Genomic DNA, 12,654 nt, shown 5'->3' with positions numbered 1-12,654 from the left:
TTTTTGTGTGTCTTTGGTGGTGGGCCGGTGCGGCAGGGCATCGTGCCGCAGATCCCGCGCCCTGAGCGTTTAGGCCTCGGCGTCGACGACGCGGACGCCGAGATAACCCTCTGCCCAGCGGCGGACGGTGCCGAGGCCCTCCTCGGTGGCGTCGCCCACCGTCTTCCTGGTGAGGACAGGATCGTTCGGCAGGACGCGTGCGGGGTCGCCGACGCTGATGGTGCGCACCGTGGCGGGGGTAGTCGGCGGGGGAGTGTTCGCCGTGCGCTCCTCAGGCGCGACGAAGTCCGGGGGGAGGACGAGTTCGGCCAGTGCCAGCATGTCGACATTGGTTTGTTCTGCCACCGCCCACGTGAGTCGGCGGTTGGCGTGCCAGTCGTCCCGCGCGGTGGCCACGAAGGTGGCGACGGCGTCCTCGGTGGTGTTGAGCGCCTCGGCGAGGGCGGGTCGATCGTCGATGCGGTCGTCGTCGTGGAGCGGCCGGACGTAGAAGCGGCCGCCGTTGATCTCCATCGGTTCCATGCGGACAATCTTATGGCCAAACAGGCGGGCTTGGACCTGGTTCAAGGCCTTCCCGTGGTGAATGTGGCGTATCTCGCTGTGGCAATTTTTGCCCCTGCCCGACCGGCCCCCACCCCGCCGCAGTAGCGGCGTCCGGCAGTGGTGCGGTGGTCGCAGGTGTCATGCGCCGGGGTGGATGTAACCACGTTCAGGTGGAGTGCTGGGTGAGTTCCCATCGTCCGCGGCCCGGCATCATCGGCGGCCGGCGCGCTGCCGCGCCCCTCAGCGCGCCCTGCGTGGGGCTCTGCGCGGGGCCTGTGGCGGGCTTGTCTGAGGGGTGCTCTGCGGCGTGAAGCGCCCACGGCCTGACACCTCCGGCGGGGTGTGAACGATGCCCCGCTCTTGGGGGTTGAGCACACTGAACCGCTGGTGGTTCTCCCTTTCCGGGGGAGTGTGCGCGTGCGGTCGCTGTTGGCGTGGCGTGTGTGTGGCTGCCGCGGCCCGACGCTGTCGAGGGTCGTGGGCTGCGCCGCGCTGGGGGTGTGCGGATGCCGCGAGGTGGCGTGGCCGGTGGCGGCGCTAGGTGGGTGGTGTGGCGGGCTCGTGGCGGGGTGTCGTGTGTGGCCGTTGGGCCCTTTGTGCGCGGGGGTCAGTGGCGGGGGAGGGGGATGGGGGAGAGGCAGTGTTTCTTTTTTGATTGTGTTTGTCCAGACGTGCGCGTTCGGACAAACGCAAGCCCGCTTCAGTGGGATGGCGAGTGTGGTGTGGAAGCGGGCCGCCCATCCGGAAAAACTGTGTCGCAGGGCACAGTTTCGTGTTGACGTGACATGCAAGCGTTTTTCGGCGTTGTTGTGGTGGGTTACTATCGGAACCACACGAGGATGATGGGGCAAAAAATCGACAGGCACCCCCGCAGTGCCCACCCCGCGCCCCACCGCCCGTGGCTCTCTTCTTCCGCCCGCGTGGCACAGTGCGCGCCACGAATTTTTCTAGTTGTCTCCCCGGAGGAAACGTTGACCCCCCAGCGCAGCTTTGCTGACAAGGTTATCTACCAGATCTATCCTAAGTCCTTCTATGACAGCAACGGCGACGGCGTCGGCGACCTGCGCGGCATCATCGCCAAGATCCCTTACCTGTCGACCCTGGGGATCGACATGATCTGGTTCAACCCCTTCTTCCCCTCCCCGGGCAACGACAACGGCTATGACGTCGCCGACTACTGCGCCATCGACCCGGCCATGGGCACCATGGAGGACTTCGAGGAACTCATCGCGGGCCTCAAAGAACACAACATCGGCGTCATGCTCGACATGGTGCTCAACCACGTCTCCACCGAACACGAGTGGTTCCAGAAGGCGCTGGCCGGTGACGAGAAGTACCAGGACTACTTCATCATCCGCGACAAGGAAGACACCACGAACTGGGTGTCCAAGTTCGGCGGCTCCGCCTGGGCCCCCTTCGGCGACACCGGCAAGTACTACCTCCACCTCTACGACGTCACCCAGGCCGACCTCAACTGGCACAACCCCGCCGTGCGGGAGGAAGCCGCGAAGGTCATCAACTTCTGGCGCGACAAGGGCGTCTACGGCTTCCGCTTCGACGTCATCAACGTCATCGGCAAGGACAAGGTGCTCGTCTCCGCGCCGGAGGGCGTCGACGACCGCACCATGTACACCGACGGCCCCCTGGTCGACCAGTGGCTGCAGGAACTCGCAGCCCGCAGCTTCGGCCAGGACGAGCGCCACGTCACCGTCGGCGAGATGAGCTCGACCTCCATTGAGCGCTGCATCGGGTACACCAACCCGAACAACCGCGAGCTCGACATGTCCTTCAACTTCCACCACCTCAAGGTCGACTACGTCGACGGGGAGAAGTGGAGCAACGGCGAGTTCGAACCCGCGAAGCTCATCGCGATGCTCCACACCTGGGGCGAGGGCATGCAGGAAGGCGACGGCTGGAACGCCTGGTTCTTCAACAACCACGACCAGCCGCGCGCCCTCGACCGCTTCGGCGACGTGGAGAACTACCGCCGCGAATCCGCCACCCTCCTGGCCGCCGCCGTGCACCTCAACCGCGGTACCCCCTTTACCTACATGGGTGAAGAGATCGGCATGTCCGACCCGGAGTACACCAGCATCGACGACTACGTCGACGTCGAAGCGAAGAACGCCTACGCCGCCCTCGTGGAGGCCGGCCACGCGGCAGACGAGGCGTTTGCCATCGTGCACTCCAAGGCCCGCGACAACGCCCGCACCCCGATGCAGTGGGATGCCAGCGCCACCGCCGGCTTCACCACCGGCACCCCGTGGCTGCGGCCCACCAACCAGGCGACCGTCAACGTGGAAGCCGCCCTGGCGGAGGCGGACGCCCACACCGCAGGCGAGCCGATGCCGGTGCTGAGCTTCTACCGCCGCCTCCACGAGCTGCGCCACACCACCCCGGTCATCGCCCACGGCTCCTACGTCGCCTATCTCGCCGACCACGAGGCCGTCTACGCCTTCATCCGCGAGTACGAGGGCACCCGCATGCTGGTGGCCTGCAACTTCACCGCCACCCCGCAGACGATCCCCCTGCCGGAGGAGTTCCTTGGCGCAGCCGAGCTCATCAACAACGCCGCCCCGGTGCCCGCCGCAGCCGAGGTGACCTTGAGCCCCTACCAGGCGGTCGCCTACCTCCTCGAGGGCTAGGACGCCCCGCCGTCGCCGGGGAGGGCCAGCCGTGGCATCTCCCCGGCGGGGGACGACCACCGGCCACGCGCACCACCCCGGCGTGGTGTCGGCTGGTGTCTCTTCTTCGTTGTTTTCGTTTTCTTCTTTGCTCTTTTTCAAGACCCGCCACGAGCAGCATGCCCGCTCGTGGAGTGCAACTCCATAGCGACTCTTCTTCACCACTTCTTCACCCCGCACCACCACAGATCTCTGTGCGTCCCGTGCGAGCCCCATCGAAATCCTGCACCTTCAACCCCCACAGCGGCCGCTTCGCGCCGCTCACGGGGCGCGTGTGCGGGCGGGGGTTCCTGCGGGCGTGTGGGACGGGATGTTGTCCACCAGCACATTGTGAAAATACAAGGGAAGTAAAACAAGGCCATGACCACTCCTTCGGCCCCGGCACCGATCCAGGTGCACTCGCCCATCCCGGGCGTCATCGTGCCCTTGGCTGATGTTGAAGACCAGGTGTTCGCCTCTGGCGCCGCCGGCGACGGCTTCGGTATCACCAACACCCCCGGCGGCACTGTTGTTGCCCCTGTCTCCGGCACCGTCATGATGGTGGCGAAAACCAAGCACGCCGTCGGCATCAAAACCGAATCCGGCCTGCAGTTCCTCGTCCACCTGGGCCTGGATACCGTGGAGCTTGAGGGCGCGCCGTTTAGCGTCACCGTCGCCAAGGGCGACCGTGTCGCCGCCGGCGATGTCATCGCCACCATGGATGTCGACAAGGTGACCGCGGGCGGCAAGTCCACCACCACGGTGGTCGTCATGCCGAACTCCAAGAAGAAGCTCGACACCCTCGAGGTGCACTTCGGCGACGCCACCATCGGCCAGGTCGTGGCGGAAGCCACCCCGAAGGTCGCCGCCCCCGCCGAGGCCACCGCCCCCGCCGCTGCCGCTGCCGCGGCACCGGCGCCGGCCGCAGCGTCTGCGCGCCCCGCCGACCTCAGCGGTTTTGATGCGCTCGCCTACGACATTCTCGAAGGCATCGGTGGCAAGGACAACATCCGCAACGTCACCCACTGCATCACCCGCGTGCGTTTCTACCTGCAGGACGAGTCCCGCGCGAACGACGACTTCGTCAAGAACCTCGACGGCGTCGTCGATGTCGTCAAGGCCGGCGGCCAGTACCAGGTCGTCATCGGCCCCGACGTGGAAGACGTCTACGATGCGATCACCAAGCAGGCCGGCACCGGCGACGCCGATGCTGCGGCGGCCGCCCCGAAGGCGGAGCGCCCCACCAGCCTTGTCGGCTGGGCGAAGCTCGGCTTCTCTTCGCTCATCGGTGTGATCACCGGCTCCATGATCCCGGTCATCGGCCTGCTGGCCGCATCCGGCATCATCAAGGGTATTCTTTCGCTGCTGACCACCTTCAACCTGGTGGACACCGGCACGGATACCTACACCCTCATCAACGCGATGAGTGACGCGGTGTTCTACTTCCTGCCGATCTTCGTCGGCTTCACCGCGGCGAAACGCCTGGGCTCCGACCCGATCATCATCGCCATCGTCGGTGGTGTGCTCACCTACCCGGCCCTCGTGGAGATGGGCAAGGTGGAGGAAGGCGCCGAAATCTTCGGGCTGTACATCAACTCGAACTTCTTCGGCCTGCCCTTCCACATGCACAACTACACCTACTCGATCTTCCCGATCATCGTTGCCGCCTGGCTGGGTGCCGTCATTGAACCGACGCTGAAGAAGATCATCCCGAACATGGTCCGCACCATCTTCCTCCCCCTCGTGGAGGTCGTGGTCCTCTCCCTGGCCATCATCCTCGTGTTCGGCCCGATCGTGTCCGTCATCTCCGGCCTGATCTCCGCCGGCATCCAGGGCCTGTACGACCTGTCGCCGGCCATCTCCGGCCTGCTCATCGGTGGCTTCTACCAGTGCCTGGTGATCTTCGGCCTGCACTGGGCCGTCATCCCCGTCGTCGCCCAGGACATTGCGGCCTCCGGCCACTCCTACCTCAACGCCATCATCTCCGCGACGATGGTCGCCCAGGGTGGCGGCGCCCTGGCCGTGTTCGTCAAGACCCGCCAGCTGAAGATCAAGGAGCTCTCCGGCTCCGCAGCGATCGCCGCCATGTGTGGCATCACCGAGCCCGCCATGTACGGCATCAACCTGAAGTACGGCCGCGTGTTCATCACCGCCTCCCTCGGTGGCGCCGTCGGTGGTTTCCTCACCGGCCTGTTCAACGTGAACATGTGGGGCTTCACCGGCTCCCTCATCGGCTTCAGCTCCTTCGTCAACCCTGAGGGCCTGGACTTCAGCTTCTGGGGCTTCCTCATCGCCTCCGCGGCAACCCTGGTGGTGTCCTTCCTGTGCACCTACTTCTTCGGCTTCAAGGACTCCGACATTGAAGGGGAACGCGAAGTCAAGAAGGTCCGCCTCGGTAACCGCGAGCCGGTTCACAAGTAAAGCCCGCCCCTTTTCCACGGCAGAGCTTTTCCCTTTGAAGACTCGCCGCCGGGAATCCCCACCACACCCCACCACCGTAGGGTGAGACGCGGGGAAGCCAACCCCCGGCGGCACGCACACGCCCGCGCCAGCGCACAGCTGCCGCGGGCGTTGGCGTCTCTCCACGAGCGGTGCGCGCGATTCCAGCCCCTGGGGCGGCACCACCAGGCGCGGGGGACCGTGGCTGAGGCGCCCACAGCGCACGGTGGGGCACGAAGCAGGCCCCGCACGGCGGGCAGCGGCACGCACTGCGGCCAGTCACCCACACTGAGGCGCGTGCCGTGGGGCGGCGGCGCAGACGGGGCAGGGGGCGTGCCCAGGACCCGCGCACGCCGCCGCAGGGGCGGCCCCGTCACTCACCCTTCACATGCGACCACCCGCCGACACGAGCGCCATGGCGGGGGTGTCGGCGGGTGGTGGGGGAGTTGTTGTGCTGCTGTGGCTGCTACTTCTGGCCGAAGCGCTGCCGTGCCTGGCGCAGCATCTGGGTCATCGCGTCGGTCACCTCGGTGGTGAACTGCTGCTGGCTCAGCCGCGCCTGCTCCTGCAGGAGGCGGTTTTGCTCGGCGGCGAGTTCGCGTTCCACGCGGGTTTGCTCCGTGCGCATCTGCAGCTGCAGGTGGTGTTGGCGCTCCATGAGCTGCTTCTGGGAGGGCGCGTACCAGCGGGCGGGGCCCACCTTGAACACCCACAGTGCGAGCAGCACCCCGACGATCATCACGGCCTGCAGCCCATCGGGCGTAAACGGCAGGTTCGAGATAATCACCAGGGCCAGCAGTGTGAGCCCGCCGCGGATGGCGGCGCCGCTGACCCGTTGGTTGCCGGGCGCCATGGTGGCCTGGTTGTAGCTGGCGGGCTGGACGCCACCGGCGACTGCCGCCGGGGTCTGTGCGGGGTGCTGGAGGGCACCTGGGGGAATGTCCCGGAAGAGTTCGTCGAGGTCGGCGCGGGTGGTGGCTGCGGCGGCACGGGAGGAGCGTTCCTCGAATTCGGCGATGGTGAGAAAACCACGGCCGGTGAGTGCGGTGAGCGTGTCGAGCGCGATAGCGCGGTCGGCGTCGCAGACCCGCAGTTCGTGAGCATCGTAGGCGTCCATGCTGTTAAGCATACGTCGCCATGAGCGCGGTGGTCATCGGGGTGAACCCCCATTTTTCCCCTGAAGCGAAAGCCCCAGTCGACGGTGTCCGTGACGCAACCACCGGATGCGCCCACGGCCGCGCGCCCGCGGCGGCCGGGCTTCCGCACTCGCCGGGTACGCGCGCGGCGGTGGGGGAGGGCAGACAAAAAAAAGGGGCGCGCCCCGGCCCGGCAGCGGTGCTGCGGGCGCGGGGCGCGCGGGGTGGAAGAAGAGAGGGGGCCTTGAAGGCCCGTGGGGCTTACTTGAGCTCCATGAGGACGTGGCCCTTGTTGACGCCTTCGCCGGCGGCAGCGGCCAGGCCGGTGACGACACCGGACTTGTGGGCCTTGACGGGGTTCTCCATCTTCATGGCCTCGAGGACGACGACGGTGTCACCCTCGTTGACTTCCTGGCCTTCCTCGACGTTGACCTTGATGACGGTGCCCTGCATCGGGGCGGCGACAGCGTCACCGGAGACGGCCTTCTTGCCGGCGCCACCGCGGCGCTTCTTGGCCTTCTTCTTCGCAGCGCCAGCGGCACCGCCACCAAGAGCCAGGTCGCCGGGGAGGGCAACCTCGACGCGGCGGCCGTCGACCTCGACGACGACCTTCTGCTTCGGGGTGGCTTCCTCGTCCTCGTCGGCGTCGGCCGGATCGACGTAGGCCGGGATGGGGTTATCCCACTCTTCCTCGATCCACTTGGTGTAGACGTCGAACTTGGTGCCGTCACCGACGAAGGCGGGGTTCTCCACGATGTGGGCGTGGAACGGCAGGACGGTCGGCATGCCCTCGATGACGTACTCGGACAGGGCGCGGCGGGCGCGCTGCAGGGCCTCGTCACGGGTCTCGCCGAAGACGATGAGCTTGGCGAGCATGGAGTCGAACTGGCCGCCGATGACGGAGCCTTCGACGATGCCGGAGTCCATGCGCACGCCCGGGCCGGCGGGCTCGATGTACTTGGTGATCTTGCCCGGTGCCGGCATGAAGTTGGAGCCGGCGTCCTCGCCGTTGATGCGGAACTCGAAGGCGTGGCCGCGCGGGGTCGGGTCCTCGGTGATGTGCAGCTCGCGGCCCTCGGCGATGCGGAACTGCTCGCGGACCAGGTCGAGACCGGTGGTGACCTCGGTGACGGGGTGCTCCACCTGGAGTCGGGTGTTGACCTCGAGGAAGGAGATCAGGCCGTCGGAGCCGACGAGGTACTCGACGGTGCCGGCACCGTAGTAGCCAGCCTCCTTACAGATGGCCTTCGCGGACTCGTGCAGGCGGGTGCGCTGCTCGTCGGTGAGGAACGGGGCCGGGGCCTCCTCCACCAGCTTCTGGAAGCGGCGCTGCAGGGAGCAGTCACGGGTACCGGCAACGACCACGTTGCCGTGCATGTCGGCGACGACCTGGCACTCGACGTGGCGGGCCTTGTCGAGGTAGCGCTCCACGAAGCACTCGCCGCGGCCGAAGGCGGCGACAGCCTCACGGGTAGCGGACTCGTAGAGGTCCTCCACCTCGTCCATCTCGTAGGCGACCTTCATGCCGCGGCCACCGCCACCGAAGGCGGCCTTAATGGCGATCGGCAGGCCGTGCTCCTCAGCGAAGGCGCGCACCTCAGCGGCGTCCTTCACCGGCTCCTTGGAGCCCGGGGCCATCGGCGCGTTGGCGCGCAGTGCAATGTGGCGGGCGGTGACCTTGTCGCCAAGGTCGCGGATGGACTGCGGGGACGGGCCGATCCAAATCAGCCCGGCATCGATGACAGCCTGGGCGAAGTCGCCGTTCTCGGACAGGAAGCCGTAGCCCGGGTGGATGGCGTCCGCGCCGGACTTCTTCGCCGCATCCAGGATCTTGTCGAACACGAGGTAGGACTCGGCGGAGTTCTGTCCGCCAAGAGCAAAGGCCTCATCCGCCATGGAGACGAACGGGGCATCCGCGTCCGGCTCCGCGTACACAGCGACGGAAGCGATGCCTGCGTCGCGGGCTGCGCGGATGACGCGGACAGCGATCTCGCCACGGTTGGCCACAAGGACCTTGGTGATCTTCTTGGTCTCGACGGTCACTCGACCCCTCCTGAGAGTTGAAGTGTTTCTACGTGTGAATGTTTGTGTTCTACAAGACATTGTGCGGCACCGCCACCGGGGAAGGGGTGGCACCAGGGGTGCGGCCTGCGCGCAGGGCCCACGTGGGCACGTGGGCGGCGTGAGTGTGCGCGCGGCGGCCGCGCAGTTGCCCGCAGCCTTGCGGCCGTGGCGTGCGGCACCCCCGGGGTTGAAGGGTGGGGGCGCTGCGGCTCACAGCGAGGGCGCTGCGGTGCAACAGACAACACTGATTCTTGCACACGAACGCGGAAGGGGTGGGGGGAATTTGTGAGCTTTGTGGCTCTTTACCCCTCCTATCTACCCTCATCTGGGGGTGGATTGTGCCCTGTCCTGCACTCTTGACCGACGTTTAAATTGTGGCGGGGGTGGGAATTTTTTCAGCGAATTACCGCCACATGTCGGCATCCGTGCATAAAAACTCCTCCGATCGCACCCCCTCGCACCCGCAGTCCCCTCCACCGCACGGGTGAGACGCGGGTGAGGCACGGGCGAGGTGCGGGCATGGGTGGCGGGGTGTGGGATGGGATGAGGTCGGCGGTGGCGCCGCCCGCCACCCGCACACACCACCGCCCCGCGGCGGCACTGGGGGCGCGGCGGGGCGGGAAGGGGAGATGGGTGTGGCGATACGCGCTGCGCGGTCGCGTGCGGGCTTAGACGGTGCCGGGCTCGTCGCCGACGGCGATCGGCTGGCGGATCATGTTGCCCCACTCGACCCAGGAGCCGTCGTAGTTGCGGACCTTCTCAAAGCCCAGCAGGTATTTGAGCACGAACCACGTGTGGGCAGAGCGATCGCCGATGCGGCAGTAGACGATGGTGTCGGCTGCCGGGTCGAAGTCGGCGTAGAGCTTCTCCAGCTCGTCCCGGGAGCGGAACTGGCCGCCGACGTGCACCGTCTGGTTCCACGGCACGTTGACGGCGGTGGGGATGTGGCCGGCGCGGATGCAGCCCTCTTCGGGGTAGTTCTCCATGTTGGTCGCCAAGCCCTGGTACTCCTCCGGGGTGCGCACGTCGATGAGCGGCACGGAACCCAGGCCGGCGACCACATCCGCGTGCAGTGCCCGCAGCGGCACCTCGTTGCGCTCCGGGACGGGGTAGTTGGTGCGCGGGTACTCCGGCACCGCGAAGGAGGTTTCGCGCTCCTCGGCCATCCACACGTCGCGGCCGCCGTTGAGCAGGCGGACGTCCTTGTGGCCGAAGAGTTCAAACACCCACAGGGTAAACGCCGCCCACCAGTTGGACTTGTCGCCGTAGACGACGACGGTGTCGTCCGGGCCGATGCCCTTGGCGCTCATGAGCTCCGCGAAGTCCTCGGCGCTGATGTAGTCGCGCACCACCGGGTCGTTGAGGTCGTTGCGCCAGTCGATGCGCACCGAGCCGGGGATGTGTCCAATGTCGTAGAGCAGCGAATCCTCGTCGGATTCAACGACTTTCAGTCCCGGGGTGCCCAGCCGGGCGGACAGCCAGGAGGCGCTGACGAGGCGCTCCGGGTGCGCGTAGTCGGCGAAGGGGGCAAAAGGATCAGCGGGGATCGGCATGGGAAGCGTCCTTTCCATCTGTGCGCCCGCACGTCACGGCGGGCGGAATGTGGTGTGTCGTGGCGGGCCTTGGTGCCAAGGCGACCGCCGGGGGAGGGGAAATGGGAACTATCGGTGTGTCGGGCGCGGAAGGGCGCGCGGCGACATCAAGGTCGGGCGAAGAGGAGAGCGGCGAAGAAGAGTGAAGGAGAGACCTCGCCACGAGTGGCGGCGCCGGATGGAGGGCGCGCAGTGTGTCCGGCGTCGCCCACACTGCGCGAAGGAACCACTATGTCATATCGGCCCCAGACGATGCGATGCGGCACCCTGCATGCCGCGCTGTGACACGCCCAGGTAGAACACCTGCAGCGAACCGCGCCGTGACTGCGGCATCCCGCGGCCGGGCGTCCGGGCGCCACTCCGCGCGGGCGCGGGTGTGTGGGGCCGGGGTGCGGGTGCGCTGGGACGTTGGGGTCCGCCGTGCCGGTGGCGTGCGCGTGCCGCGCAGGTGTCCGATGCTTCCCCAGTGTATTCGCGCGGAAGCAATCCAGGTCACGTGCGCTGCCCTTTTGTGTCATTCAGCACGTCTGATGTCTGGAAGGCAGTAACTTCACACTCGGGGCGCTAACCTGGACATTGGTTGCCCCATTTACCCCCGGCAACCAGCCCGAAGTCACCCCGAACCCCACACTCGGCGCTCGGACACTGTGACAGTCGGGGACATATTTTCACCAACCCAGCCAGGTGGTGTGACATCCCTCTCTCGCGTGCGTGGGACGGGGCTGGCGAGCCCAGCCGCGTCGCGGCGGTACCCGCCCCCGCGCACGGTTCGGCGGGGGAGACACCCCACGCGATCCGCGCCCCTGGCTGAGAATCAAGGAGAACTTTTCGTGCACAAGGCAATCGTCGTTTTCGAGGTCGAAGGCGGCAACGACAAGCAGTTCAACGGCCACCGCAAGGACACCATGCCGATCGTCGAGGCCATCCGCGCCAAGGGCTGGGATGCTGAGGTCGTCTACTACCGTCCCGAGTGGGCCGAGCAGCTCTTCGAGTACGTGTCCCACAACTTCGACGCCTACATCTCCCGCGTCAACCCGGGCAACATCCCCGGCGGCGAAAAGGGCTACTTCGACCTGCTGACCCGCCTGTCGAAGGACGCCGGCCTCGTCGGCATGTCCACCCCGGAGGAGATGATGGCCTACGGCGCGAAGGACGCCCTGGTCAAGCTCGCCGACACCGACCTGGTGCCCTCCGACACCTACGCCTACTACGACGTCGAGTCCTTCCACAAGACCTTCCCGACCTCCCTGTCCTACGGCGAGCGCGTCCTCAAGCAGAACCGCGGCTCCACCGGCTCCGGCATCTGGCGCGTCCAGCTGGAAGACAAGGACCTGGCCGCCTCCGTCGAGCCGGGCACCGCCCTGCCGCTCGACACCAAGCTGCGCTGCACCGAGGCCGTCGACAACCACACCGAGATCCGCGAACTCGGCGAGTTCATGGACTTCTGCGACCAGTACATCGTCGGCGACAACGGCATGCTCGTCGACATGCGCTTCATGCCCCGCATCGTCGAAGGCGAGATCCGCATTCTGCTCGTCGGCCCCCACCCGGTGTTCGTCGTCCACAAGAAGCCGGCCGCCGGCGGCGACAACTTCTCCGCCACCCTGTTCTCCGGCGCGACCTACACCTACGACAAGCCGGAAGACTGGCAGGAGCTCGTCGACATGTTCGCCGCAGCCCGCCCCGTCATCGCCGAGAAGCTCGGCGGCGACAACATCCCGCTGATCTGGACCGCCGACTTCATGCTCGACGACGCCAAGGACGGCGGCGATACCTACGTCCTCGGCGAGATCAACTGCTCCTGCGTGGGCTTCACCTCTGAGCTCAACATGGGCATCCAGGAAATGGTCGCCGACGAGGCCATCTCCCGCGTCGAGAAGAAGCACGCCTAAGCACCTCCACTCCCACGCGCGCCCTCTCAGTGCCGCGTGACGCGCAGGGAGACCTCTGCGCAGGAGAACTGCATGCACCCCGTCACGCCCAGCCACTCACAGTGGCGAGGGCGTGGCGGGGTGTTGTCATGCGCCCGCAGGGGGCACGCAGGCTACGAAAAACCCCTGCTCGTGCGGGGCGAGTACCCCCGGCTACCCCCGCCGGATTCGGGGTCGCCGCTAGGCCGTGTTAGGAAAGTCGCTTCAGTGCCTGGCGGATGCCTGCGATGATCACCGTGGACTCAAAATGCACCGCGAGCTTGTCGACACGTAACGCCACAGCCCG

Annotated in this window: 7 protein-coding genes; 3 read left to right on the top strand and 4 right to left on the bottom strand. The window is 66.9% G+C overall.

Annotated features, from left to right (window positions below):
* Nucleotides 1–69: 69 nt before the first annotated feature.
* A complete protein-coding gene (locus tag C1Y63_RS06420; RefSeq protein ID WP_106015649.1) occupies nt 70–522 on the bottom strand; it encodes a hypothetical protein in 453 nt (150 codons plus the stop codon).
* A 992-nt stretch (nt 523–1,514) separates the two neighbouring features.
* On the opposite strand from C1Y63_RS06420, the gene C1Y63_RS06415 reads away from it, so the two are divergent.
* Nucleotides 1,515–3,188 carry an alpha,alpha-phosphotrehalase gene (locus tag C1Y63_RS06415; RefSeq protein WP_233195612.1) on the top strand — a complete coding sequence of 558 codons (1,674 nt, stop codon included), beginning with the start codon at nt 1,515–1,517 and terminating at the stop codon, nt 3,186–3,188.
* Nucleotides 3,189–3,587: 399 nt separating this feature from the next.
* Complete coding sequence (locus C1Y63_RS06410) at nt 3,588–5,627, top strand: PTS glucose transporter subunit IIABC (protein WP_106015647.1); 2,040 nt, start codon at nt 3,588–3,590, stop codon at nt 5,625–5,627.
* Nucleotides 5,628–6,111: 484 nt separating this feature from the next.
* Here C1Y63_RS06410 and C1Y63_RS06405 read toward each other — a convergent pair whose 3' ends face one another.
* From C1Y63_RS06405 to C1Y63_RS06395, 3 genes are all read right to left on the bottom strand, one after another.
* Nucleotides 6,112–6,762, bottom strand: coding sequence for a DUF1707 domain-containing protein (locus tag C1Y63_RS06405; RefSeq protein ID WP_158256102.1), 651 nt, complete (start codon nt 6,760–6,762; stop codon nt 6,112–6,114).
* A gap of 280 nt (nt 6,763–7,042) precedes the next feature.
* Nucleotides 7,043–8,824, bottom strand: a complete 1,782-nt coding sequence (locus C1Y63_RS06400) for an acetyl/propionyl/methylcrotonyl-CoA carboxylase subunit alpha (protein WP_106015645.1) — start codon at nt 8,822–8,824, stop codon at nt 7,043–7,045.
* A gap of 689 nt (nt 8,825–9,513) precedes the next feature.
* The gene (locus tag C1Y63_RS06395; RefSeq protein WP_106015644.1) at nt 9,514–10,398 is read right to left on the bottom strand and encodes a sulfurtransferase; all 885 of its coding nucleotides are present in this window, start codon (nt 10,396–10,398) and stop codon (nt 9,514–9,516) included.
* Nucleotides 10,399–11,267: 869 nt separating this feature from the next.
* Here C1Y63_RS06395 and C1Y63_RS06390 point away from each other — a divergent pair.
* Nucleotides 11,268–12,329 carry a Cj0069 family protein gene (locus C1Y63_RS06390; RefSeq protein ID WP_106015643.1) on the top strand — a complete coding sequence of 354 codons (1,062 nt, stop codon included), beginning with the start codon at nt 11,268–11,270 and terminating at the stop codon, nt 12,327–12,329.
* Nucleotides 12,330–12,654: the final 325 nt, after the last annotated feature.

The organism is Corynebacterium sp. 13CS0277, assembly GCF_002994655.1.
In the GTDB taxonomy this organism is placed as follows: domain Bacteria; phylum Actinomycetota; class Actinomycetes; order Mycobacteriales; family Mycobacteriaceae; genus Corynebacterium.
This window is presented reverse-complemented; position numbering and strand designations above follow the sequence as displayed.